General features: G+C 49.2%; 25 protein-coding genes. 16 read left to right on the top strand and 9 right to left on the bottom strand.

Translation table 11 applies throughout. The annotated features are described in order from the left end of the window. Positions 1-421: 421 nt before the first annotated feature. Genes C557_RS0112485 through C557_RS23485 form a run of 4 tightly spaced genes read right to left on the bottom strand, consistent with a single transcriptional unit; the run spans position 422 to position 1,721 of the window. Entirely contained in the window at positions 422-838 is a 417-nt protein-coding gene (locus tag C557_RS0112485) for a hypothetical protein (protein WP_018752207.1), read from the bottom strand. A 1-nt stretch (position 839) separates the two neighbouring features. After that, complete coding sequence (locus C557_RS0112490) at positions 840-1,151, bottom strand: hypothetical protein (protein WP_018752208.1); 312 nt, start codon at positions 1,149-1,151, stop codon at positions 840-842. A 14-nt stretch (positions 1,152-1,165) separates the two neighbouring features. Further along, positions 1,166-1,312, bottom strand: coding sequence for a hypothetical protein (locus tag C557_RS0112495; protein WP_018752209.1), 147 nt, complete (start codon positions 1,310-1,312; stop codon positions 1,166-1,168). 7 nt (positions 1,313-1,319) lie between these two features. Further along, a complete protein-coding gene (locus C557_RS23485; RefSeq protein WP_018752210.1) occupies positions 1,320-1,721 on the bottom strand; it encodes a hypothetical protein in 402 nt (133 codons plus the stop codon). 209 nt (positions 1,722-1,930) lie between these two features. Between C557_RS23485 and C557_RS23490 the strand changes: the two genes are divergently transcribed. Together C557_RS23490 and C557_RS0112515 are read left to right on the top strand one after the other, a co-directional pair. Beyond that, a complete protein-coding gene (locus tag C557_RS23490) occupies positions 1,931-2,335 on the top strand; it encodes a helix-turn-helix domain-containing protein (RefSeq protein ID WP_018752211.1) in 405 nt (134 codons plus the stop codon). 452 nt (positions 2,336-2,787) lie between these two features. Further along, the gene (locus C557_RS0112515; RefSeq protein WP_018752213.1) at positions 2,788-3,351 is read left to right on the top strand and encodes a TlpA family protein disulfide reductase; all 564 of its coding nucleotides are present in this window, start codon (positions 2,788-2,790) and stop codon (positions 3,349-3,351) included. A 17-nt stretch (positions 3,352-3,368) separates the two neighbouring features. Here C557_RS0112515 and C557_RS0112520 read toward each other — a convergent pair whose 3' ends face one another. Both C557_RS0112520 and C557_RS0112525 read right to left on the bottom strand, forming a co-directional pair. Then, on the bottom strand, positions 3,369-5,000 hold the full coding sequence (locus C557_RS0112520; RefSeq protein ID WP_018752214.1) for a response regulator: 1,632 nt from the start codon (positions 4,998-5,000) through the stop codon (positions 3,369-3,371). A 3-nt stretch (positions 5,001-5,003) separates the two neighbouring features. After that, positions 5,004-6,737 (bottom strand): cache domain-containing sensor histidine kinase, encoded by a 1,734-nt coding sequence (locus C557_RS0112525; RefSeq protein ID WP_026263448.1) that lies wholly within the window; start codon positions 6,735-6,737, stop codon positions 5,004-5,006. A gap of 433 nt (positions 6,738-7,170) precedes the next feature. On the opposite strand from C557_RS0112525, the gene C557_RS0112530 reads away from it, so the two are divergent. From C557_RS0112530 to C557_RS23500, 9 genes are all read left to right on the top strand, one after another. Further along, complete coding sequence (locus C557_RS0112530) at positions 7,171-8,808, top strand: extracellular solute-binding protein (protein WP_018752216.1); 1,638 nt, start codon at positions 7,171-7,173, stop codon at positions 8,806-8,808. Between the two features lie 44 nt (positions 8,809-8,852). Beyond that, a complete protein-coding gene (locus C557_RS0112535) occupies positions 8,853-9,110 on the top strand; it encodes a LacI family DNA-binding transcriptional regulator (protein ID WP_018752217.1) in 258 nt (85 codons plus the stop codon). Between the two features lie 46 nt (positions 9,111-9,156). After that, a complete protein-coding gene (locus C557_RS24195) occupies positions 9,157-11,232 on the top strand; it encodes a pullulanase-associated domain-containing protein (protein WP_018752218.1) in 2,076 nt (691 codons plus the stop codon). A gap of 35 nt (positions 11,233-11,267) precedes the next feature. Further along, the gene (locus C557_RS0112545) at positions 11,268-12,191 is read left to right on the top strand and encodes an ABC transporter permease (RefSeq protein WP_018752219.1); all 924 of its coding nucleotides are present in this window, start codon (positions 11,268-11,270) and stop codon (positions 12,189-12,191) included. A 15-nt stretch (positions 12,192-12,206) separates the two neighbouring features. Continuing rightward, positions 12,207-13,127: a carbohydrate ABC transporter permease gene (locus C557_RS0112550; protein ID WP_018752220.1), complete on the top strand. Its 921-nt coding sequence runs from the start codon at positions 12,207-12,209 to the stop codon at positions 13,125-13,127. A 44-nt stretch (positions 13,128-13,171) separates the two neighbouring features. Further along, positions 13,172-14,800 carry an extracellular solute-binding protein gene (locus tag C557_RS0112555; protein WP_026263449.1) on the top strand — a complete coding sequence of 543 codons (1,629 nt, stop codon included), beginning with the start codon at positions 13,172-13,174 and terminating at the stop codon, positions 14,798-14,800. Positions 14,801-15,162: 362 nt separating this feature from the next. Next, positions 15,163-15,744: a DUF4269 domain-containing protein gene (locus tag C557_RS0112560; protein WP_018752222.1), complete on the top strand. Its 582-nt coding sequence runs from the start codon at positions 15,163-15,165 to the stop codon at positions 15,742-15,744. A gap of 729 nt (positions 15,745-16,473) precedes the next feature. Then, the gene (locus C557_RS0112565) at positions 16,474-16,995 is read left to right on the top strand and encodes a YfiT family bacillithiol transferase (protein WP_018752223.1); all 522 of its coding nucleotides are present in this window, start codon (positions 16,474-16,476) and stop codon (positions 16,993-16,995) included. 17 nt (positions 16,996-17,012) lie between these two features. Then, a complete protein-coding gene (locus C557_RS23500) occupies positions 17,013-17,846 on the top strand; it encodes a CPBP family intramembrane glutamic endopeptidase (RefSeq protein ID WP_018752224.1) in 834 nt (277 codons plus the stop codon). A 96-nt stretch (positions 17,847-17,942) separates the two neighbouring features. Here the strand turns inward: C557_RS23500 and nrdG are convergent, their stop codons facing one another. Both nrdG and nrdD read right to left on the bottom strand, forming a co-directional pair. After that, positions 17,943-18,455, bottom strand: coding sequence for an anaerobic ribonucleoside-triphosphate reductase activating protein (nrdG, locus tag C557_RS23505; RefSeq protein ID WP_018752225.1), 513 nt, complete (start codon positions 18,453-18,455; stop codon positions 17,943-17,945). Between the two features lies 1 nt (position 18,456). Next, the gene (gene nrdD / locus C557_RS0112580; protein WP_018752226.1) at positions 18,457-20,637 is read right to left on the bottom strand and encodes an anaerobic ribonucleoside-triphosphate reductase; all 2,181 of its coding nucleotides are present in this window, start codon (positions 20,635-20,637) and stop codon (positions 18,457-18,459) included. A gap of 360 nt (positions 20,638-20,997) precedes the next feature. Here nrdD and C557_RS0112590 point away from each other — a divergent pair, with 360 nt between their 5' ends. The 3 genes from C557_RS0112590 to nagZ all read left to right on the top strand — a co-directional run bounded on the left by C557_RS0112590 (position 20,998) and on the right by nagZ (position 23,674). Then, positions 20,998-21,543, top strand: coding sequence for a hypothetical protein (locus C557_RS0112590; RefSeq protein WP_018752228.1), 546 nt, complete (start codon positions 20,998-21,000; stop codon positions 21,541-21,543). A 170-nt stretch (positions 21,544-21,713) separates the two neighbouring features. Further along, complete coding sequence (locus C557_RS0112595) at positions 21,714-22,292, top strand: LOG family protein (protein ID WP_018752229.1); 579 nt, start codon at positions 21,714-21,716, stop codon at positions 22,290-22,292. A 65-nt stretch (positions 22,293-22,357) separates the two neighbouring features. Next, positions 22,358-23,674, top strand: a complete 1,317-nt coding sequence (gene nagZ / locus C557_RS0112600; RefSeq protein ID WP_040676973.1) for a beta-N-acetylhexosaminidase — start codon at positions 22,358-22,360, stop codon at positions 23,672-23,674. A gap of 26 nt (positions 23,675-23,700) precedes the next feature. Here nagZ and C557_RS0112605 read toward each other — a convergent pair whose 3' ends face one another. Then, positions 23,701-24,015 carry an MGMT family protein gene (locus C557_RS0112605; protein WP_018752231.1) on the bottom strand — a complete coding sequence of 105 codons (315 nt, stop codon included), beginning with the start codon at positions 24,013-24,015 and terminating at the stop codon, positions 23,701-23,703. Between the two features lie 205 nt (positions 24,016-24,220). On the opposite strand from C557_RS0112605, the gene C557_RS23510 reads away from it, so the two are divergent. Further along, positions 24,221-24,964 (top strand): DUF1361 domain-containing protein, encoded by a 744-nt coding sequence (locus C557_RS23510; RefSeq protein WP_154656227.1) that lies wholly within the window; start codon positions 24,221-24,223, stop codon positions 24,962-24,964. Further along, positions 24,961-25,536, top strand: a complete 576-nt coding sequence (locus C557_RS0112615) for a GNAT family N-acetyltransferase (RefSeq protein ID WP_018752233.1) — start codon at positions 24,961-24,963, stop codon at positions 25,534-25,536. The genes C557_RS23510 and C557_RS0112615 overlap by 4 nt, the downstream gene beginning before the upstream one ends. Positions 25,537-25,541 lie beyond the last annotated feature (5 nt).

The raw sequence follows: 25,541 nt of genomic DNA on the forward strand, positions 1-25,541 counted from the left end.
CCAAGAGCACGTACTTCATGGACTAGTGGTATCGTAGGCTTAAAGCGAGACGAAACAGATATCATCGCAGATCATGGCTTAATTTGTTCATCTCTCCAGCAATCCTATGAAAGGTATTTTAAACCGGAGGTAAATGAAAAATTACGGCAATATGTTACACATAGCAATGAACTCAAATTGCCAATATTCCACAATAACAGAGTGTACATAACAACCGATGTCTACCGAGTGTCGCTAATGATGGTGGACCTTCACCCGGCTATCATTGAATATCTAAAGGGTTTCTTTGAGGACTACACTCCCGATCAAGCACAGGAGTTTTATTTCCTCTACGGTAACATATGGATTTTTGAAGGAAGCAACTTAACTCAATGGTCTTTGTTACAACCTCAGCATTTAGCTAACTTAATGGCAGTGTTCTCTAAAGAGAACTTGGTAGATTACAATAGTTCGAGATACTCTTGGAAGACTCAGCCTGTGATTGAGGCTCGGCGTTCTGGCTCTCAATAAATTCTTTAACAGCATCCTCTCTGATCTGTTGCTTAGCTCGTTCGAGCATGTCCTTGAAATTTCTTGATGACTCCTTTTCTTCTTCCCGGGTGTCTACATGTTCAGGAGTTGAAAAAATATCTACCTGGAGGAATTCACTAGTAACCACACTTTGAATGTCCAATAGGTCATAGACTAATTTAAGAACCACTTTAGCGCGGCAAACACTTGCTTTTTCTTCCTCGAAGATATCAAGAATTTGCCGCACTACTTTTTTGTCATCTGGATGAGCTAATTCAACATCTTCCAATACCCGTTCATACTTCTCAACGGTATTAATTCCTTCCATGCTACTTCGCCTCCCCGTGGTCAATATAAACAGATTGTGGTGCTCCATACTTGAGGATCTCACTTGCTAGTTGCTCCTTTGTGACTTCACATTTATTCCGGCCAGCAGTTTCTACCATTCGCCTAATATCAACTGTTTCTTCACCTAGAATAGATGGCTGTTCCAACACAGGCTCCCTATACACGCTGTAAAGATTAGCAACACTATCTGCAATAGCAGGAAGCGCCTTTAACTCGTCTGCCCCAGGCTCTGCAATAGTACGCTGTATCCAATTACAAAGTGCAATAATCGTGCTTTTAATTTCCTTTTCCACGCCTAACCCTCCCTTCACGCCGTTTTACTAAGCTTTGGGTCAATATCCAGCAGCTCACCGATCTTGCGCATATAGCTTTTACCGGAGCGTTCCCCGACCATAATCAGGTACAGATATTTGTAATTCATGCCTAGCTGCTGCGATAATTCATACTGCGTCATTCCAAGCTCATTCAGGCGGGTCTTTATCTGTACCCCTAGTTGCGTCAGTTCCCGCTTCCTCAAGGCTGTCACCTCCTTCACCAAATACCTGCATTAATTTGGCTTCCTCATAAAGACCTTGCATGTTCGATTGCAAATCTCTCAGATGCTTTTCCAGATTAGCTAGATATACAAGCTGGCTATTAGATTTAGCTAAGAAACGCTTTACTTCGGCTTCTAGATTCATACGTTCTTCCCTGACTTGGTTCAGCAGACGGTCATTAATCTCGCCATATGCTCCTACAAGGGTATCTGCTGTCTGCGGCCAGAGGAATTCCACTTCTTCAACTGCGCTCGAAATATGGGAGAAACCTTCCTTATAAAGAGACAACAGACGAATGTCAGTAATTTTCTGCATTGGATCGCTCATTTGATCCCTCCTTTGCAATCTAATATGCTCACATATTCAGTTATCAAAGGGCAAAGTAATACATGCTGTCAGTACATACATGATGTGTGGTAAACTTTGTGTGATATCTTTTTCTATCTTCTATCATTATAGATGTGAATTTACATCAAGTCAATATAATAAATGCTTTTTCACATCAATAAATTTAAAGAGAGAGGTGAATACACATCATGAAAACTATCGGGGAAAGAATTGCTTTTTTAAGGAACTCTAAAGGATTAAAGCAACGAGAACTCATGAATCTGCTTAACTTCAACAATTTAAGTAGATTTGAGAGAAATGAAATGAAGCCTGGCATTGATACAATTATCCAACTAGCCAACTTTTTTAACGTTTCAACTGACTGGATACTTACCGGAAGCGAGAAAATTAATGATGCTAATTCACATCAAAATATTTTACAGCCAGAAGATGTTGAGTTGTTGGCAAAGATACACCAATTGGGAGATCGTGATCGAATTAAAATTGAGGAAAGAATAGATGTTTTACTTGAAATTGCAGATACAGCAAAAGAATCGTATACATCGAAGAATGGAAAGGGCAGAGAGGAAGCCGCCACTAAGCAAGGGGCTTAATTTTTATACCCAAATGATAGACTTTTCTATCATTATCAGCGGAAACCCCGGTCCCACCTAATGAATTGAACTTTATAAATTCCTTGATACTATTGGGTTTTGAGGGTGGGACACTTATTTTGAGTCTGTCCCACATGTCCCACCTAAATTCAAGATGCTTTTTGTCATCCCATCAATATCTGACACCCTACCGCTAATATCGTTTAAAGCCTATGGCAAGCCTTTTTAAAGCTTTTGTAAACCTTTTAAAGCCTCTTGAAATTCAAAAATGAGCAGATTGCGAGTTTTTTTACTCAATCGCAATCTGCTCATTTTTTTGCAAACTATCTCATCCCATATTTCCATCACAAAAGCAGCCCATATCCCACGGTTTCCAAGGTCTTCCCGATCAATCTCAAGTTGTCCCACCTTCAAACGTTTTTTGCAATCTATCCTACAAAGTCACAAAAGAGATGACCAAAGTCAACCGTAACTGGCGCCGTCCCTTCACATGGCTGCTGGCCTTGGTGTTGGTTGGGGCTGCGTTGTGGGCTGTGGCCTCAGCCTGGCGTTCGGATGGCCAGGAAGCGGGGGCCAGGCGACTCGATGCGGGACAGGCCGCTCCACTCTTCGAGGCTGTCGATAGTGAAGGAAGCCGGATTTCGCTGGCCGCTAGTCAAGGCAAAGCGGTAGTGTTGAACTTCTGGGCTTCCTGGTGTGGCCCTTGCGTGAACGAGCTGCCCTTGATCGAGCGGCTGGCGCAGGAACAGGCTTCCAAGGTTAGCGTGCTGTTCGTGAATGTGGGCGAATCGCGGGGCACGGTCAATGAATTTCTGACCGGGCATGGCTTTGAATTTCCGGTAATTCTCGATGCTACGGGCAGAATCGCCGAGCTGTACGGCGTAACTTCTCTGCCAACCACTTACATTATTGATCCATATGGAAACATTGCCCAGCCGATCTTTGGAGAGATTACCAGCACAGCGCAGCTACAGTCCTACATAGATGAAGCCAAGTCGGCCTCTCCGCCCCAGTAATGCCAGGTTGCGGCCTTTTACGTCTGCGACAGAGGACGTGAGGGCTTGGCCTGACCCCTCGGCTGCTTTTTATATTCGTTGGGCGTGACCCCAACTTCTTGCTTGAACAATTTGGTGAAATAGGAGTAGTTGGTATACCCGACCTGATTGGCTACGGCATAAACGGACAGCTTGCTCGTTTCCAGCAGCCGTTTCGCTACGGAGATCCGTACCTGAATAACGTAGCTGCCCAGGGAGATCCCGGTCTCCTTCTTGAATAACCGGGCCAGATAGTCCGGATTCAGATAGACCACCTCTGCCAGATCATTGCGGGTCAAGTCCTCTCCGTAATGATTATGAATATATTGCTTGATCTCTTCGGCGACGGATTTGGGCTCGGCAGCGAAGTCGTGATAAGCCATCGCGGTATGAACCAGGTAAGTCACGTATGTTTCCATATCTTCAATCGAATAAAGTGATTGTGCCAGCAGTTGTTCATTAGCTTTGGCCGCATACAGTTTGTGGGCTTCAATGCCCTTGAGCTTAAGGAAGGCATAAACAAGCTGCACAATGTCCAGACGGAACAAGGCCAGCCCTGCGGTGTCCAGGGTTTGGAGGTCCAAGCATTCCCGCAGATAACGCGAGGTTTCCTTTAGAAACTCCCCGGGGTTGTTCTGATGCAGCAATTCTTCCAGCCGCATCAGATCGGGCGGCTGATACTCCGATTGTTTTGGACGCCAGTCCCGGTCCGCCCAGTATGCGCGGTTGCGTGTTTTGGGCAGGTTATCGTTCATATCCAACAACTGATGGAGTACGGGGCCGATGTTCTCAATCTGGTCTGCCAGCCCGATACAGCAGCAGGCATCACATTTCAAATAGGCGCCAGCTCGCTCGAACCATGAGCTCCATAGCTCCTCAAGCACGGCTGATTCCGGTGCCTGCTTCCATTTAAGAATGACCATCCAATGATAATCGCGGAACTCCAGTACCGTTTCAGCAGTGAACCGGGGGTTCTGTAGCAGCTCATGCAGAACGTTCTGCAGGGCGAAATCGAACAAACCCTTCTCCTCCCGGCCCATGCTGCCGTTATAAGGGAACACATGAATGAGTACCGGCTGAATCAGGTCGTTCATCGAGTAGAAAAGATGCTGGTCCTCCAGGGCTTGCACTACCGCAGCAGGCTTGATAGGAGCGGAGACACTTGCGCCAATCAGCTTGCGCCAGAAGTATTCCACCAGATTAGCCTGATTTTTTTGCCAATAACCTCCCTCCTGAATGGCCTTTTCCCGAGTTTGCAGCTCCTTCGCTTGCAGGATGGCCTTTTGCAGAATCAATTTGAGCTTATCGAATTCTATCGGCTTCAGGAAATATTCAAAGCTTTGCAGCTCGATCGCCTTCTGTGCGTAATTGAAATCGGCGTAATTGGTCAGGAAGATAGCTTGCACTGTGTAGTTTTCCTCCCGAATCCAGGCCAGCAGCTCCAGCCCGCTGCCCTGCGGCATCTCGATGTCGGAGATCAGGATTTCCACCGGATGCAGCTGTAATACCTCCCGGGCTTGCGCCACATTGTTGGCTGTAAATACGTTCTCAATGCCAAGCTCGGCCCAATCTATCTTCTTCTCCAGAGCAGTAACAACGTAGTAATCATCATCAACGACTAATGCATTCATCGGCTACACTCCTGTTCGTTCCGGTATGACCGGGAGAGATAAAGTGACGCAGGCCCCGCCATTTTGGCCATTAGAGAAGGATACATTGGCCAGGCCATGATACAAGGAATTCAAGCGTTGCATTGTGTTCATGATTCCGATATGCGTTCCCGCCGACTGATCCAGTGGCAACCCCTGCTGCAAATCATGCAAAATATCGGGCGGAAACCCTGGTCCTGTATCGGTTATACCGATCGTCATGCGCTGTTCCCCATCTTTCTCATCAGCCCTTACCAAGAGCTTCACCTGTACCTCCGAGACTCGGGATACCGCGTATTTGACTGCATTCTCCACAAAGGTTTGCAGCACGAGCGGGGGAATGGGCGTATCGGTCAATTCGTCCGCCTGCTCAATGTGATAGGCCAGGGCGTTTTGGTATCGATGCTTCTGAATATCAAGGTAGATTCTTACATGCTCAATTTCGTCGCCCAATTTCACAAAATCCCCATCATTCTGAAAAATATAACGAAAATACTTCGAGGTAGATAAGGCCATTTGCTCAATCTCTTCATGCATCTGCATTTGGGCCATGCTATAAATGTTGGTCAGACAGTTCAGGAAGAAGTGGGGCTTGATTTGCAGCTTCATATAATCCAGTTGGATGCGCTGCTTCTCCAGCTCCCGCTCGTACAGATCGATTTTGAATTTCTTGATTTGCCGGACCAGAGTGACAAATTGCTTCCCGGCCCGCTCTAACTCCACAATCTTGCTGCTCTCGAATTCCAGCGGCTCGCCATCTTCCGTCCAGAAGGCCAAATTGTAAGAGAAGCTCTTGATGGGCAGCAGGACCTTGTTGCGAAAATAAAGCAGGATAAAGCCCAGGCTGCAGATCAGAATCACCGCCAACAGGATGATCAGAAGCTGGGCCACCATAATCTTCTCGAACGCTCCGAACTGAATGACCAGTTGGACATGGAAGGAAGCATCGGTGAATTCTCCATCCACCGTCGTGCCGGCCTGGAACAAACTCGGCAGCGAAGAGGGACCTGGCATTTCCTCCAGCGGCTTGCCGTTGTTGGAGACAGGGCTGCTCAGATGCCGGTTGCTGCTGTCAATCAGCGAGACGAATCCGTTCTCCCCTAAGTTGAGCTGCCGCAAGGGGCGGATGAGGTTATCAGCCGAAACGAGACTGATCATGTAGCTGTCGTAATACGGAACGATATTCGTAATGTAGTAGGTATCTTCAATCTTCACCGGCGTCCATTTGGAATATATTTTCTCATATACATTCCGGTCGGCCTCCACATTGGTCATGATCTGCTCTTTAAGCTGAACATAATGAGCGTAGGGAATGCTGATCGGAGCGCAATTGAGGAAAAAATCCTGTTTCTTCAGATAGACAAAAAAGTTGTATTCCTGCCCATAATTTTTTTGCAGCTCGTTAAAGCGTTTATGCAAATTCTCATTCCCCTCGAAAAATTCGATGCTGTTCATGCCGCTTGTATTCATCGCCCGCAGGCTTTCGTCGTTCGCCAGGGTCCAGCCGATATAATGATTGATATAGGCAAAATCATGATTAATCCGGTTAATGTATAAGCTGGCGGTGTCCTGTAAATATCGGGTGGATTGCTGTTTGACGATGGAGATCGCCGAGATGCTGATAGCAACATCCACGATCAGGACAATCAAGGAAATCAGGAACATGATATGGACATAATGCCGAATCGGATACTGTTTGTTTCCTGTAGGTTTGTTCATAGCTCGCTCGCGCTGCAACCTTTCCCGCGCGCAATCCCGGCGCGTCCTAAAATGATGTGCAATGTATTTGTGAATGCGCTTTTATGAGGTGTTGTCTTTATTATAAATCTTTCATTTTAAAATAAAATACGCGATTCTTGCGCCCGGCCCGGAAAGTCCGAAAAGGACATAGGAAGGTCTGAATAACGTTATAACTTGCCTGTTCACCCGCGTCTGGATGTGGCTGGTAGAAGCTGGACTTCAGGCAAAGGTCCGGATTTTTACCGCAAAGGGTCCAGTTTGTAAGATGCTGGGGGTTTATACTAAAAGTGCGGTTCAAAAAGTCAGGTTTTCAGCACCCAAGCGTATGCTTTCAATGTGCGTTTTGACAAAACGCTTTAGGTTGGATGAAGCTGGGGACTGAGTAGTTATTCACCATGAACGGGGGGTTAATATGGAAAGGCTTAATATGAAAATGCCGACTGGTCAGCGATGGTCTATAGCCATGACGTTGGTATTGGCATTAGCCTTGGTCTTGACGGGCTGTGGGGGAACAGTGGGGGATGAAGGTGAACCGGCCAATGAGGGCGATGGTAACGCCAGTATAGAAAGCGGTTTCAATAAAGAGGGCTTGCCGATTGTATCCAAGCCTATTACTTTGAAGGTGTTAACGATGCGCTGGGGCAATATGGGCGATACCTTCACGAAGAATCAGTGGTTGCAGGATCTGGAGAAGAACACCAATGTCAAAATCGAATGGCAGGTTGTTTCCTCCAATGATTGGAATGAACAGAAATCCATTATGCTGGCCAGCGGCACGTTGCCGGATATTATTATCGGTGACCAGACGCTGAGCGATTCGGATATTATCAACAATCTGAACTACTTCCGTCCACTGGACGATTATATCGATACGTATATGCCTAATCTCAAGGCTGCCATGGAACAGTCGCCCGAGCTCAAGAAGATCAGTACGTTCCCGGACGGGAAAATGTATTCCTTGCCGGCGAGCCAGCCAGCCTCTCCGAAGAGCACCCGCCAGCCTGTCATCAACAAGCAATGGCTCGACAAGCTGGGGCTTGAGGTTCCGGATACGATTGAAGACCTTCATGCGGTCTTTAAAGCGTTCAAGGAGCAGGACCCTAACGGCAATGGCAAAAAGGATGAAATTCCGTATACCGAGGCAGGGCTTGGCGCCTTGCTTGATCCCTTTGGCATTACGGACCTCAATAACAACAACATGATGATGAAGGATGGCCAGCCGTTGTTCATTCCGACCTCTGAGGAATACAAGGCAGGCATCGAATGGGCCCATCAATTGTACAGCGAGGGCCTGATTGATAGGGAGCTCTACACTCAGGATGGCAGCATGACATCAGCCAAGCAGCAGAATATGGAGGCGCCAATCGTGGGCTTTAGCTATCAATGGACTCCTGATGCGGTTTTCGGCAAATGGGGGGACCAATATGTGGCGATTCCCCCTCTCAAGGGACCGGATGGTCAGCGTTATCAGAATGGTAATCCCAACGGCAACGGCTTGAGCCGCAACCAATTGCTCATCACAACGTTCTGCGAATATCCGGAGGTAGCGGCCCGGTGGGCTGACCAATTCTACACGGATGAAGCGAGCATTCAGAACTTCTGGGGAGCGATTGGCACCGTCATTCAGAAGAATGAGGATGGAACCTACACGCTGATGGATCCGCCGGAAGGAACGAGCGCAGACGCTTGGTATTGGGAGCAATCGCTGCGGAGCTTTGGACCGAAATATGTCAGTCCATCCTTTGAGGAGAAGCTAGTGCTTAATCCGGAGACCGGGGATGGGCTTAAGCTGGAGATCGATAAGCTGGGCAGCGAGTTCGTGACTACGCCGTTCCCGAGCGTAATGTACACCGCCGAAGAATTCCGTGAATTGCCGACCTTGACCACGGATATTGATAGCTATGTCGCTACGATGCGAGCGGGCTGGGTTACTAAAGGCGGGATTGATAAGGATTGGGACGGTTACATCAAGAAGCTGAACGACATGGGGCTGGAGCGGCTGCTGCAAATCCGCACCGAGGCTTACAACCGTTATGCAGGCGCTAACTGATTGTCTCTGTAACGTTGAAGGCGCCGGTCAGCGGAAAGTCGTTCGTGAAGGCCGGGATTAAGGAGGTTGCCCGCAGAGCTGGGGTATCTCCCGCCACCGTAACACGGGTATTATCCGGCCATCCGAAGGTGGGGCTGGAGCACCGGCAACTGATTGGCGTATTCAGCTTGCAGGGAAGAGCGGCCGAAGTGGAGGTGGGGCTTGCAGACGGTGTATATCTTAATCTGCTTGATCATCGTCAAGTAATGGTAACCAGCGGACGTTTGTACATCTATAATCAACCGATAATGATTGAACTGTAACGCTCCACCACGCTTTTCAGATGATGCTAGAGAGGGGAAATGAACAGTGACAAACCGTTTCAGATCTTTGACAGCGATGATGGTCGCTTGGCTTGTGCTTCTGACGTTTACTGCGGGCAGCTTGGGGGCTGCTTCACCTGTATGGGCTGCAGATGAAGGGAATTCGGCTGAAGAGTTGACCAGTGATATTCCGGCCAATACGATAAGGATACATTACCAGCGGGCTGATCGGCAGTATGGAGATATGGGGTTATGGCTGTGGGGAGATGCAGCCGTTCCGTCTGAAGAGGTGGGAGAGTGGCCCGCGGGGGCGGTCTCCTTCAGCAACCAGCAGACCTCAGACTATGGTGCTTACATTGATGTGCCTCTCAAGCCCAATGCGGCTCATCTTAATTTTATCGTGCTGAACAAGATCAGCGGTGTGAAGGATGCCAACGATAAATATGTGAGCTTATCTGCTGCCAGGCCCCAGGAGGTCTGGATCAAGGAAGGCTCTGATGTGATCAGCCTGGAACCTCCATCGGAACCAAGCCAGGGCCATCTGCGCATTTATTATGAACGTACGGATAATCAATATGGGGACTGGGAACTTTGGTTATGGGATGATGTAGCTATACCGTCCGAAGAGGAAGGCAGCTGGCCCGCGGGAGCTTCCGCATTTTCCGGGGAGCAAGTGGATGACCAAGGGGCTTATCTCGACGTGGCCTTAAGTGCGGGTGCGCAAAAGGTCAGCTTCATCGTCGTCAATCGGGTGACTGGCGATAAGGATGGAGTGGAGCGGACCTTCAACCAATTGGAACAATATCGCACCATCTATCTCAAGCAAGGTGATCCGGGGCTTTATACCTCGCCACCTTCAGATGGCGGGTCTGGGGGAAGCGAAGCTCATTTTCCGGAGTGGTCCAAGGATTCCGTAATTTATGAGGTCAACATCAGGCAGTATACGGAAGAGGGAACCTTTGCTGCTTTTGAAGCCCATCTGCCACGTCTGAAGGACCTGGGTGTAGAAATTCTGTGGCTGATGCCCATTCATCCGATCTCTGAGGAGAACCGGGTGGGCACCTTGGGTTCGTATTACGCAGTAGCCGACTATAAGGGTATCAATCCCGAGTTTGGCACCATGGCTGATTTTCAACATCTGGTAGACCGGGCGCATGAGCTTGGCTTCAAGGTTATGCTGGACTGGGTGGCTAATCATACGGGTTGGGATCATTCGTGGATTCAGAACAAGGCCTGGTATGTAACGGATGGGAATGGTGAAATTGTGGCCCCCGATGGCTGGAGCGACGTAGCGGAGCTTAACTTTGACAATGCCGATATGCGGGCTGCAATGATTGATGCCATGACCTATTGGGTTGATGAGGCGGATATTGATGGATACCGCGCGGACTTTGCCTCTGGCGTGCCTCAGGACTTCTGGGAAGACGCGCGGCAGGCGTTGGATGCTATCAAGCCGGTGTACATGCTGGCGGAGGACGATACCCAAATTGGCTTGCTTCATAAGGCCTTCAATTCAAATTATAATATGGGATTATTTTATAACATTATGAAGGGAATTGCCGGCGGGGGTGTGAGCGCCGAGGCCGTAAAATCCTTCCTGGAAGGCCAGCAGCAAAGATATCCTGCCGGCTCATATCCAATGAACTACATCACTAACCATGACACGAATTCATGGGAGGGAACGGTCTCTGAAATGTTTGGTGCTGCTGAGGATGTAAACGCCGTGTTGAGCTTCACCGTGCCGGGTATGCCATTAATTTATTCAGGTCAGGAAGCTGGACTAAACAAACGCCTTGAATTCTTCGAGAAAGATGAGATTGATTGGAGTGATCTGTCCAAGCAAGCTTTCTATCAGACGCTGGTTGACTTGAAGAAGAATAATCCAGCGCTGTGGAACGGGGAAGCTGGCGGGGCCATCAAATATCTGTCTTCATCGGATAGCCAGGTGCTGGCTTTTGAACGCGAGAAGGAGGGCAACCGGGTTATTGTGCTGTTGAACTTGTCCGGTTCGCCGCGATCTTCTACAGTGCAGCTTGACGATTTGGCGGGCAGCTATCAGGATGTATTCGGATCGTCCGGCACTGTGCTTGGATCAAGCCATACGTTTAGCTTGGCGGCGTGAGGTTATCAGGTATTCACCCAATAGGAGGGGATGTCATGAAAACAGGTGCTTCCAATCCGGGGCGGACCTTTGGACGAATCAAGCGGAACAGCGGACTGTATTTGCTGCTGTTACCCGCCGTGGTGCTCACGCTGCTCTTTGCCTACAAGCCGATGTACGGCGTGCTGATTGCGTTCAAGGATTATAGCCCGGCGCTTGGCATTAACGGGAGCCCCTGGGTGGGGTTCAAGCATTTTGAGAAATTCTTCAATTCCTATCAGTTCTCAACAACGATAAAGAATACGATTATTATCAGCTTGTATAGCATTGCCACGTTTCCGATTCCCATTGTGCTGGCCTTAATGGTGAATCAGATGAAGGCGGGCCGCTTCCGCCGCTTCTTCCAAACGGTTTCCTACATGCCGCATTTTATCTCCACCGTTGTTATGGTGGGCCTGATGCTGATTTTGCTCTCGCCAAGCACTGGGCTGGTAGGCCATTTATACAAGCTATTTGGCGGAGAGGCCCCCGATTTAATTGGGTCTGCCGGGTGGTTCAGCAGCCTTTATGTTTGGTCAGACGTCTGGCAGCATGTGGGTTGGGACAGCATCATCTTTATCGCTGCGCTATCTACGGTGGACCCCAGCTTATATGAAGCAGCGACGGTAGACGGAGCCAGCCGCTGGCATAAAGTGCGCTATATCGATATCCCGATGCTGATGCCAACGGCCATTATTTTGTTGATTCTGCGGGTCGGAGGTTTGCTGGGAGTAGGCTTTGAGAAGGTGTATCTGATGCAAAATGACTTGAATATCACCTCAAGTGAAATTTTGTCTACGTATATTTACAAGATTGGCCTGCTCAGCAGCCAGTATAGCTTCTCTTCCGCCGTTAACCTGTTCAATACTGTCATTAACTTTATGCTGCTTATTCTCGTCAATCAGATTTCCAAGAAATTTAGCGAGAATAGCCTTTGGTAAGGGAGGAGAAGGACAATGAACTCCGTAAACCCGGTAGTGCGTCCCGTCGCAGGGAAAACTCATCCTCAGTCATCCGATAGAGTGATGGATATCCTGCTTTATACTTTTGCGGTGTTATTTCTGATCGTGATCATCTATCCGCTGTATTTTATCGTAATCGCTTCCTTCAGTGATCCATCGGCAGTTGCTGGAGGTCAGGTCTGGGTGCTGCCCAAGGGCTTCACGCTGGACGGATACAAGGAACTGTTCAAGCATGAAAATATCTGGATTGGCTATCGCAACACGATATTGTACACGGTGGTAGGTACGGCCATTGGATTATTCGTCAATATATCTGCGGCCTATGCGTTATCACGCAAGGATTTGGTGGGACGAAAATTACTTTCGCTGTTCTTCATCTTTACGATGTTTTTCAGTGGAGGCTTGATTCCCACCTTCCTGACCATCCGTGATTTTCATATGTACGATACATTTCTGGTTATGGTGTTGCCTTTCTCCGTCATCGTTTATGATATCATCGTGGCGAGAACGTTCTTCCAGTCCAGTATTCCCGAAGACTTATGGGAAGCAGCCCAACTGGACGGCTGCGGTAATCTGCGGTATTTTGCGCAAATCGTACTGCCGTTGTCCAAGGCGATTATTGCCGTGCTGGGCTTATGGATTGCCGTAGGTTATTGGAACTCGTATTTTAACGCCTTGATTTATTTGAAGAATCCCGACCTGCACCCGTTGCAGCTCATTCTTCGCAATATCCTGATTACTAACCAAATGCAATCGGGTATGGGCACCGGGGAGGCAGCCCAAATTGCCCTTCGGATGGCCAATCTGATGCGTTATTCTGTCATTATTATCGCTACGGTACCGATCATGTGCGTGTACCCCTTCGTACAGAAATACTTCAACCAGGGGGTGATGATCGGAGCCGTTAAGAGTTAATCCGAATGCTATGCTATTTCATCAAAACATATGGGGGAATTCAGATGAACAAGAAGGCAGGAAGACGCTCGTCCAGGAAATGGATGTCCGTGATGCTTGCAGCTACGCTGGCGCTGGGATTAGCAGGTTGCGGAAGTGGCGATTCTGCGAATCCGGGCAACACAGGCAATACAGGGCAAGGCGAAACGGAAAACTTCAACAAAGAGGGTCTCCCTATCGTGACCGAACCGGTGACTTTGAAAGTGTTGACCATGCGCTGGGGCAATATGGGCGATACCTTTACCCAAAATCAGTGGCTCAAAGATCTGGAGGCCAATACCAATGTGAAAATTGAGTGGCAAGTGGTCTCCTCCAACGACTGGAGTGAGCAGAAATCCATTATGCTGGCAAGCGGCACCTTGCCTGATATCATCCTGGGGAACCAGACCTTTTCCGATTCGGATATTGTGAATAACCTTAGCTATTTCCGCCCGCTCGACGATTATATTGAACAATATATGCCGAATTTAAAGGCGGCGATGGCAGAAACACCAGAATTGAAAAAGATTAGCACCTTCCCGGACGGTAAAATATACTCTCTGCCAACCCGTCTGCCTGCTCGGCCCAAAACCAAAAACCAGCCGGTCATTAACAAGGCATGGCTTGATAAGCTGGGGCTTGCTATTCCAGACACGACCGATGATCTCTATAACGTATTGAAAGCGTTTAAGGAGCAAGACCCAAACGGTAATGGCAAGCCGGACGAAATTCCATATACAGAAACGGGACTGGCGCCCGATTTCCTGAATCCGTTCGGTATTACTGACATTAACGCCAACAGTATGCTGATCAGGGATGGCCAGCCGGTGTTCTATCCGGTCAGTGAGGAATACAAGGAAGGGCTGAAGTATGCCAGCAAGTTGTATGCAGAGGGCCTGATCGATAAGGAGTTGTTCACTCAGGATGCTACGATGACTTCGGCCAAGCAGCAAAATGCCGATGCAGCCATTGTTGGCTTCAGCAATCAATGGACACCGGATGCCGTATTTGGCAAATGGAGTGACCAATACGAGATGATTCCACCGATAGCCGGACCGGACGGGAAGCGCTACAACCCGGGGAATCCCAATGGCATGAGCTTCAACCGCAACGAAATGCTGATTACGAGTTCTTGCAAATTTCCGGAAGTAGCTGCACGCTGGGCGGATCAGTTCTATACGAATGAAGCAAGCATTCAAAATTTCTGGGGTGCGATCGGGACGGTTATTGAGAAGAACGATGACGGTACTTATACTTTAATGGACCCGCCGGAAGGGACCAGTGCGGATGCCTGGTATTGGGAACAATCGCTGCGTGATTTTGGTCCGAAATATGTGAGCCCGTCCTTTGAAGAGAAGATTGTGTTGAACAAGGAAGCCGGGGATGGCTTGAAGCTGGAAATCGATAAGCTCGGCAGCGAATACGTGACGGATCCGTTCCCTAACGTGATGTATACGGCTGAGGAATTTCAGGAGCTGCCCACGCTGACAACAGACATCGATAGCTATGTGGCTGCAATGCGCGCGCAGTGGGTGACCAAGGGCGGCATTGAAGAAGGTTGGGATGCCTACGTGAAAAAGCTGAACGACATGGGGCTTGATAAGCTGATGAAGATTCGCACGGATGCTTATAACCGGTATATGAGTGTAGATTAATAAGAATAGGTCCTGTCGCCTCCTTGATGTGTGGAGAGCGGCGGGGCTTTTTAATTTGTTCAGGGCTGTTAGTGCGATGGGACTAAGTGTTGATGAGCTAAACGAAGCAGGGATGATGGAAAGGGGCGGCGAACTAGAGAAGAATAAGAGAAACGAGATAAGCTAATAAGAATGAACCTATTGAAGCCTATCCGGTTCAGCAAAAAGACAGGGTATGATACACCAGACATAACTGCATTTGCCGAAAAATTTATAACACGGACAATCAATTGGTTCAAGATGAACCTATCACGGAGAATCATGCGCTGATATGTATCAGCCTTTCTTGATGGCGAGCAATGACAAGGAGGAAAGCGGTTAGGATGGATTTCTTGAATTACGATTACTTGCAGCAAGGGAATGGCCGTCAGCAAAAAGCCTACCAGGTAATAGAGGAATTACAGGTCATGAGTAGACTGGCTCCATATCATCCGGTATTGGCCGGAACGATTCCGCTGAATATTGATATCCCTGCAAGCGATCTGGATATTATTTGTGAAGTGCATGATGCTGAATCCTTTGCATTATTATTGGATCAGCAATTTGGAGCTTGTGACAAATATAATCGCTCCGGGAAGGTGGTCGCCGGAATGCCACGGATGGTAGCAAGGTTCAGCTATAGTAGCTTCTGGTTGGAAATCTTTGGCCAACCGTTACCGGTAACGAAGCAAAATGCCTATCGGCATATGGTCATTGAGCATCGGCTGCTGGAGTTAGCAGGTAACGAGGCGGCAGAAGCCATACGTCAGCTCAAGAAGAGCGGGCTCAAGACGGAACCGGCCTTCGCGGAGTATTTCGGCCTGGCCGGTGATCCTTACCAAGCCTTGCTGGATATGGCGGATTGGGAGGATACCCGGCTAGCCTTGTGGATCAGGGAGAAGGAACGTAGGGACAAGTGTCAATAGTGGGGATAACTACATGTTTAAGCATCCAAGCAGGGTACTGTCAAGTTTACAGAGAAGAAGATGTCAGTTAGGAAGAGTGGACAGCTTGAATCGGCCATTTAGAGGATGTCATGATGATCAACCGCCCCATTGAACGGGAAATCCTCAGACTGTTGAGAAAGGGCGTAACGTAACATTTTTATGGAGAAAAACCCTTATAGGCTAAGGGCTCTTCTATCCGAAATGTACGGAAGACCAAACTTTCTCAACAGTCTGGAAATCCTCCATATAAAGCTTGCTGCTTGGAGTGATGACACAGCATTATAGGGAATTCATCCATCTAATCTGGACTAAATCGTCGAAAAGGGGCTCTAAGCTCGAAATTATAGGGAGCTTTTCCAGCTAAACCTCAGGATTTGCTATTTTTTCAATAATTAGTGGGAGAATTTCCTGTTAGTGTGGATTAGTATTGTTAATTCACATTAGTATCGTCAGTAACAATACCCTCTTTACCCTCAGTAGTAAGGGATTGTATCGACCTTAAACCGTAAGCAACAGTGGGCCAAACATGCGTAATAAGCGGCAGCGCCTATGCTCACCAGTTGAATAGGAGCAGCGTCCGTGCTCATCAGTTGATGGGAGCAGCGTAGTGCTCATCAGCAATTGACCTTTAAGCAGTGCGTCTGGAGGTATGAACCACGATTCAGAAGGAGTATAATGAATCCACTCAATAAAGAGGAGGAATAGCAAATGGACCCTAGATATCCGATCGGCAAGTTTGAATTTGAAGGTGTTGTGACCCCGGCACAGCGGGAGGTATGGATTAAGGAAATTGCCGCTTTGCCTGCCAGGATAAGAGAGGCTGTTGAAGGACTGAGCGAGGAACAACTGAACTTGACTTACCGGGAAGGTGGCTGGAGCCTGCGTCAGGTGGTACACCATGTGGCCGATAGCCATATGAACGCCTATATCCGGTTTAAGCTGGCATTGACGGAGGATACCCCAACCATTCGGCCTTATTACGAGGACCGGTGGGCTGAGTTGGCTGATTCCTGGGCAGGGGTGGAGGTTTCCTTATCTTTGCTGGAGGCGTTGCATCATCGATGGGTAATTTTGCTAGAGACATTAAGTGATGGCGATTATGAGAAGCCGTTCTTTCATCCCGGTACGGAACAGACCACAAGCCTGGCCTATAATTTAGGCAATTATGCATGGCACGGCAATCATCATCTGGCCCACATCACCTCCTTGCGGGACCGGCTGCATATTTAAGGGATGGGAGAGTGAAAATGAAGCAAGCCTTTGCAATAACGGGGAAAATGGTGCTTACTGTGCTGATCTTTATCGTACTCGTTGTGATGGGGGAGATATTGCTGATCATTTCAGGCGGGCAGACGGGCTGGAGTGGGCAGCTAGTGACGAATATAGCGATGATGGGAGCTCCTCTCATCATGTACGCTATCTTTGAACGGAGGCATCGCTGGGGCCTGGGACTGCTCCAGCCTCGGGCGGCAGTGAATGCTGGCCTGGGGATGTTGACTGGAGTCGGGTTAATTACGGTAAGCTTTGCCGCAATTTGGGCTTTGGGAGGATTACAGGTTACTTCCGTCCATGGTGATGCAGCAACCTGGCGGTTGGTCGGTATTCAGTTCGTGGTTTTTACTTTTGTCGCCATTAGCGAAGAGTTGCTGTGTCGAGGATATTTGCAGGGACTTATCAAATACCATTATGGCTTGCGCGCAGCGGTATGGATTCCCTCCCTGTTGTTTGCTCTGCTGCATTTGGGCAACCCAGGTATTTTGGCAACACCGTTGCCGCTGTTAAATATATTTCTCGTTGGTATATTTTTTGCGATGACCCGAGAGATCACGGGGGGACTGTGGTTTCCGACAGGCTTCCACCTGACCTGGAACTTTGTGCAAGGGAATGTGTTTGGTCTAGCGGTTTCCGGTACGGAAGGAGGCTCCTTAATGACCTCTGAAGTGCAGGGCCATCCGGTTATTTCCGGCGGGAGCTTTGGTGCGGAGGGAAGCTTGCTGACAACGATTATTCTTCTGCTGGCCTGCCTGCTTGTGCTGCGTATACATCGGAGACTTGATCGCTTGCCCCGCATGGGGCGGTAAGTCCATATCCCAAAAAGAAGCTTCCCATCCTTACTGAGCTAAGGGGGGGGAAGCTTCTTCAAATTATTTACTCTCAGTCCTAACTCTCTTTAGGGGCTACTCGGGAAGGAGCCGAACGGCAGCCTGCCGGCGCAAGCTCTCTTGCACATCAAGCACCCGTTGATTCTCCGAACCTCGCCATTTTAGCTTCAGGTTCCGCTGCTCCAGAACGAATTTGCCATCGATCAGCACATCGCAATAAGTCAGCAATTCCAGACGGGCCGGGTCAGCTATCAGTTCATCAAAGGTATAACCCGACCAGGCCCAGATGTTCTTGTCCGGGCACTCCTTGCGTACACGCTTGACCAGCCCAAGCAGTCCGTCCACATTCTGAAAGGGCTCGCCGCCGAGCAGGGAAAGGCCTGAGACCCGGATATCCGGAACTCGCAAATCATCAATAACCTGCTGCTCAAATTCTGCTGTGTAAGCAAAACCGTAATTGAAGTTCCAACTGGCCGCATTAAAGCAGCCCTTGCAATGGTGAGTGCAGCCGGAGACGAACAAGGAATTGCGCAGGCCTCTTCCGTTCAGCACGTCAAATTTCTTATAATCCGCTATATGCATGGTCATGTCACATATGCTTCACGCGGGCGAGCACTTCCCGCTGTTTCCCTTCATTGAACGGGCGTTGGCTTGGTTCGGACAAATAGCCGCAGCAACGACGGATGACCGAGGAGGTCTTCGGATTGCGGTTGCCGCAATTCGGACACTCGAACCCGCTGCTGGTTGCTTCGAACTCCCCTTCGTAGCCGCACTCCAGACATTTATCTGTCGGGGTATTTGTCCCGAAGTAAGGCACACGTTCATAGGCATAGTCCCATACGGCTTCCAACGCCTCCGGATTCTGCACGAGTGAGTCGAATTCGCAATAGGTGATAAAGCCGCCATTGGCATAAACCGGATATTCCTTCTCGAATTCAATCTTCTCGAAGGGAGTTACCTTCTTGGCTACATCAAGATGGAACGAGTTGGTATAATAACCTTTATCGGTAATGCCATCGAGTACGCCAAACTGTTTCTCGTCCAGCTTGCAGAATCTATAGCACAGCGACTCCGCCGGTGTAGAGTACAAGCTGAAGCCGTACCCGGTTTCCTCTTTCCATTGCGTGGTCTTCTCGCTTAGATAACGCACGATGTCCAGTCCCTTTTGCCACAGCTTGGTATCATCGTAGATATGTTGCCCGTATAGCGACAGAACGGTCTCATGGATGCCTATGTATCCTAGTGAAATGCTGGCTCGTCCGTTCATCAGCAGATGATCGATGGTATCCTCCGGCTGCAAGCGGCTCCCTGCTGCACCTTCCATGTAGAGAATCGGAGCGACCTTGGCCTTAACGCCCCGCAGGCGTTCAATCCGGTACATCAAGCCTTCTTTACATACATCCAGCAGTTCATCCAGCAGACGGTAAAATTCAGTCTCAGAGCCCTTGGCCTGGATAGCTAGCCGTGGCAGATTCGCCGTCACGACACCCATATTGAAGCGGCCATCATGTAGTTCTTGTCCATTCTCTTCATAAGCGCCGAGGAACGAACGACAGCCCATCGGGAATTTAAAGGAACCGGTAATGGCGGTTACCTTAGGTACAGAGATTATATCCGGATACATGCGCAGCGTGCTGCATTTGAGGGCAAGCTGCTTGATATCATAGTTGGGATCGCCGGGACGAAGATTAACCCCTTGTTCCAATCCGAAGATCAGCTTCGGAAATACAGGTGTCTTCCCATCTTTGCCAAGTCCGCGGATTCGATTGCGTAAAATGGCAATTTGAATTTGCCGTTCCTCCCAGGAGAGTCCACGTCCAAATCCAAAGGTACTGAACGGTGTTTGCCCGTTGGCGCTAACCAAGGTGTTAATCTCATATTCCAGCGACTGGAAGGCATCGAAGGTCTCCTTCTCGGCCAGTTCCTTGGCATAATCGAAGCATTTCGGGAAGCGTTCATGCAAGCTTTGGTTGGTGTATGTGATATCCAGTTCGGCGATAGCTTCCTGATCCAGTGAATACAGCCACTTCAGCCCGTTGGCATAATGCTTGGCGAAGGACTTGGCCACGTAAGGAGCCAGAATCCGGTCAATCTCGTTAATCGTATTTCCTCCATAAATATGGCTGGCTACCTGGGCAATGATCTGCGCCGTTATGGCCGTCGCTGTTGTAATGGAGCGCGGAGTTTCAATCTGCGCATTCCCGAGCTTGAAGCCGTTCTCCAGCATGCCCTTAAGATCGATCAGCATACAGTTATAAATAGGGAAGTACGGACTGTAATCCTGATCATGAAAATGCAGGCTGCCGTTATTGTGGGCTTCCACCACCCTTTTGGGAATCATATAGGTTTGCGCAAAATCCTTGGCCATAATGCCGGCCAGCAGATCGCGTTGAGTTGGAATCGTAGCTCCATCCTTATTGGAGTTCTCCTTGAGCACCTCTTCATTGGTTAGCTCCAGAAGACCCAGCACCTTTTTATCGAGGCTGCTGCGCTCGCGGCGCTTCAAGGTGCGGATTTCGCGATAGCCAATATAGGCTTCGGCGGCATCCTTTCGGCGGCTGTTCATCAGGGCAGACTGTACCTCATCCTGAATATGCTCGATATCGACCTTCTCCAGCCTGGAGATCCTGGCAGTAACTTTATCGGCTACCTTCTGTGCCACATCCATGTCAATTTTCTTCTCTGTGCTATTCATGGCTGCGCAGATGGCGTCGATGATTTTCTGTTGATCAAAGGGCACTTCCGACCCGTCACGTTTTAAGACTATCATACTCATTCACCCTCTATATATTGTTGTGCTACGTGAGTATAGCACAATATATTGATCTAAAAATGTGATCCTGCTCATATTCAATTTGAATATGGAAAATTTTGTAAAAACCTCATTTGGGACACCGAGTGAGAAATTTTACAGTCGCAGGCTGAATTGGACTGGGCACTTATGGTAAAATCTCAAGCAAGTAGCGGAGCATACGTATTGAGTACGTGAGCAACGGAAGTCCCGGGTGAATTCAAGCTTCAAAGTTGAATCTATTCCTCGAACAGCTTCGTCCTGGGAAAACGATTTTTTGAACAACCTCTTGCAGGAGTTTAATTTTTTGAACACACATTTCAAGGAGGCTATTGCAGCTTGAGACAAAATATTCAGGTGCCCTTTGGTTATGAGCCCCCGGTGGCGGATCGCAGAGGCACGTTAATCTTCTATGATTCCTTCGAACATATGGAGGAGGCAGAATTGGAGCTTGCAGCAGCGGAGGCTGTGGCCCGCAGGTTCGTGAAGCTGGTGTTGTACCCGCTGCATGAGGAGACGGTGCGGAGAATGACGAAGCAGCCTGTCTCTGCCTTTTACCGCCGGGAAGACCGCTTGCATGAGTGGAAGAGAGCGCATGGCTCCTCCGCTGTTGCCATTGCTGTAGAGGGCTGGGAAGGCAAGCGCAAGAAATATACGCCTATAGATACGGCGCTCCGCCATCTGACGGAGAAATATCCTGCCCCGCATTTTATATATCTGACGCCTGAGACAGCAAATCAATTTGCTTCCTTTTCTTCCTTTGAGGGATGGATTACCAAGGTGCGTCTACTACTGACGGCGGAGTCTGCGGATCTTCACCCGCGGCTGCAGAGATTCGCACACCGCTGGGAGCTTGCGGGTAATGTACAAGAGAAGGAATGGTGAGAAGCCAGCAACACAGCCTTTAGAAGTGTGGTGAACAAGCTGCCCGAAGGCCGATATGGAGTTGATTAGCGAGTATAAGCCCATGACGCTGTAGGCGCCCTCTATTGTTCATCACGTTTTACGAAAGCGATAGGCAATGCAAGGTCTATGCACGACAGGAGGGGCAGAGGATGAAATCCATTTGCGTATTTGCCGGTTCCCGGTATGGGGAAGATGAGCAATATCGTATTCAGGCGGGAAATTTGGGTACCGTAATGGGCAAGCGTGGCTACCGTTTAATTTATGGAGGTTCGAGGCATGGATTAATGGGAGCGGTTGCGGATGCGGTGCTGGGCGCAGGCGGTGAGGTGATCGGAGTCATGCCCTCCGGCCTGATTCACGGGGAGAAGGCACATCCGGGACTCACTCAATTTATTGAAGTGGTGGATATGCACACCCGCAAAGCAACCATGAGTCAGTTAGCTGACGGGTTTATCGCTTTGCCCGGAGGCTTCGGTACGCTAGAGGAGCTGTTCGAGGTGTTGTGCTGGCTCCAGATCGGAATCCACCAGAAGCCGGTGGGTGTACTTAATGTTAAGGGGTATTATGACCCGTTGATCCAACTGGTGGAATCTTGCGTGAATGCTGGATTTGTTCCAGATGAGCAGAGGTCGCTGCTCAAACGTGCGGAGGAGCCTGGAGAATTGCTGCATCTCATGGAGAGCTTTATTCCATCCATTGCAGAGTCAAAATGGAAGCAGCAGGTGTAATACAGAATGAACAGGAGGCGATTCATATATATTCAAATACGACTCCACAAGCTGGAATAAACGATATGGGACGAATCGTGTTCTGCCTGCTATTGATTATCATGCTGGCCACAGGGTGTTCTTCGGGGGCTCCAGGCTCAGGGAAGCTTCCTCCAGGGGCCAGCTCCGGCGGGGAGAACAGTGAACAGAACACAGGACAATCCGGTCAAGGACTGCCGCCGCTTCCCTCGGAAAATACAGAGAATGCAAATAGCAGCAATCCTGCTTCTTCGCCCTCTGATCCCGTGGAGCAATGGTTGAATAAGCTGAGCACCGAGGAGAAGATTGGACAAATGGTGCTGCTCGGTCTGGAGGGGACGACACCGGATGAGACCGTGCGTTCCTTTATTCAGGATGACCATGTCGGAGGATTTATTTTTTACAAGGATAATATCCGGGATGTCAAGCAGGCCCAGGGTTTATTTAATGATTTGAAGCAGATGAACCGGGAGAATGCACAGGTTCCTTTGCTTCTAAGCGTGGACGAAGAAGGTGGCAAGGTTAGTCGTATGCCCCAGGAGATCGACAGCTTGCCGACGGCGCGCAAGATCGGTGATGCCCATAGCGAAGAACTGGCCAGGCAAATTGGCGGCATGCTTGGACGGGAGCTGGCGGACTTCGGGTTAAACATGAATTTTGCGCCGGTGCTGGATGTGAACAGTAACCCGGATAATCCGGTGATCGGGAATCGAGCCTTCGGCACGAAGCCAGATATCGTTAGTCAGATGGGGATTGCCGTAATGAAGGGGATTCGCGAGCAAGGTGTGATTCCAGTGGTTAAGCATTTTCCAGGACATGGGGACACCTCGGTTGACTCGCATCTTGGCCTGCCGGTTGTAGAGCATGACCTGACCCGGCTGCGGGACCTGGAACTGATTCCGTTCACTCGGGCGGTTGATGAGGGGGCGGATGTAGTGATGATTGCTCACCTTCTGCTTCCCCGGCTTGATTCCGAGCATCCCGCATCCTTCTCGCAGGTTATTATTCACGATTTGCTAAGACAGGAACTAGGCTTTGCCGGGGTTGTTATCTCGGATGATATGACGATGGGGGCAATTACGGAGCATTATGACATTGGGGAAGCTGCCGTGCAGTTTATTCAGGCGGGGGGAAATATCGTATTAGTGGGACATGATTATGATAAGGGCAAGCAGGTGCTCCAGGCCATTCGTACCGCGGTAGAAGAAGGAGAAATCCCACCGGATATGCTGAACCAGCGCGTATACAGCATCCTGGAGCTAAAGCGCAGATACGAGCTTGACGATGAAGCGGCCAAGGGGCCTGATTCCGTGCAAATGAACAAGGATATTCGCAAATTACTGCAAGAGTATCAGCTAAAATAAAGAGCAATATATCGATTGACGTTTTTTTATCCAGTCTCGGGGTGATGCTGATAACGGGTAAGATCAATTTGTCCGTTCGGCAGCACCTCGATGTCTTCTGCCTCCAGATTCCAAATCTGCTCCTGATAGCCCTCCTCGTCCTGCAGAGCGATTTGACCAGCAGCGTTCACCACGCGATGCCAGGGCAAATGATATTTGGCGCTCATGCTGTGCAGGATGCGCACGATCTGTCTGGCAGCTCGGGGGCTGCCCGCGGCGGCGGCAATCTGGCCGTAGGTCATCACTTTGCCTGGGGGAATGGCGGCGATAATTTCCAGGGCTTTCTGAGTGAATGGTTGCATCCGTGAGTCCTCCTAACGCTTCTCAATACATTATCTCTTTGTGTTATATCATATCCGGTGGGCTCCTGACGAGCTTCGGCCCTTGAAGAAGCCTCGGGGAACGAAGAGTAACTATCCACAAGACCGAACCGTAATATAAGTGACTAATCAAAACATGATAATTTAAACTACCTATAGCAGACGGTCGGACGGGAGGTGCGGGTTTTTGCGGCACTGGCAGCAGCTTGGTTACCCGAGGAAGGCGTATATGTACTTGTTCCTGTTCATTTTTACAATGATCGCTATGAATTACGTGATCAGTACCCGCTTGCCTGATGGCGGGAGACCACCTTATCTGTTCCTGATTTGGAACACGTTTTTGGCTTGGGTTCCTTTGGGACTGGCGGTGGTGCTTGATGGCATCAGCCTGCTGCGTTCCGGAACGCTCAAACTTCTTCTTGGCACTCCGGTTGGATTGCTTTGGCTGTTCTTCTACCCTAATACCGCTTATCTGATTACAGATATGCTGCATCCCTTTGCACGTTATCCAATCAATTCGCATGTCCGGTTCTGGCAGGACAATTTGTTCTGGGATCATTTGTTCACCCTGCTCTTTGTCGCTTTACTGGGGATTGCGCTGGGCTGCGTCTCATTGGCTTCAGTGCAACGGCTAATCGATAGAGCCTGGGGACGCATTGCGGGCTGGGTATTCGCTGTAGTGGTGCTCATGCTAAGCAGCTTTGGCATTTACCTTGGCCGATTTATCCGCTGGAATAGCTGGGATGTGCTGAGAACGCCCAAGCGGGTGTTAAAGGAGACGCTGGTATTTCTCGCAGAACCGGCTAATCTTGCTCATGTCATCGGATTTTGCAAGTGGATTTTTTTGATTACATTATTTTGTTATGTATTGCTTCATGGTTTTTACAATGTAAGCGGCCCATTAGCCGGAAAGAAACAGGAGGAATTATGACGGAGTTAAAGGAGCGGTTACGAAGCGAATTTCCGTCACTGGAGAGCGATCGCTTGTGGTTGCGAAGGGTGGTTCAGGAGGATTCTAAGGCATTATATGACTGCCTGGTGGACCCGAGTGTGCAAGCATTTATATCGTTCGCTCACGGTAAACCGTTGTTCCCTGGACGCTTATACCGTTACTTTGAACATTCTTACCAGACTTTGCGTGATCTTCATTTTGCCATCGAAGTCAAAAAGGAACAACGTTTCATCGGGTTATGCTCCTTACAGTATTGGACAGAGAAGGAAAGTAAAGCTCGGCTTGGCTACCTTGTTTCACCTGTATACCGGAACCGGGGATATGCCGCGGAATCGGTGCAAAGTGTGTTGCAATTCGGCTTCAGGACGTTGGGGCTAGGACGGATCGAAGCGGATTGCAGCGCCGACAATCCGGCATCGGAGCGGGTCTTGCAGAAGTGTGGCTTGCGGTACGAAGGTGTAAGGAGCGCAGGTATACGGCAAGTTGCCCCAGGGACTTCGGCGGAGATACGTCATTATATTGTGGAGCCAGCAGACTATGAAATGCTATAGAGAGG

Source organism: Paenibacillus sanguinis 2301083 = DSM 16941, assembly GCF_000374825.1.
Classification (GTDB): Bacteria; Bacillota; Bacilli; order Paenibacillales; family Paenibacillaceae; genus Fontibacillus; species Fontibacillus sanguinis.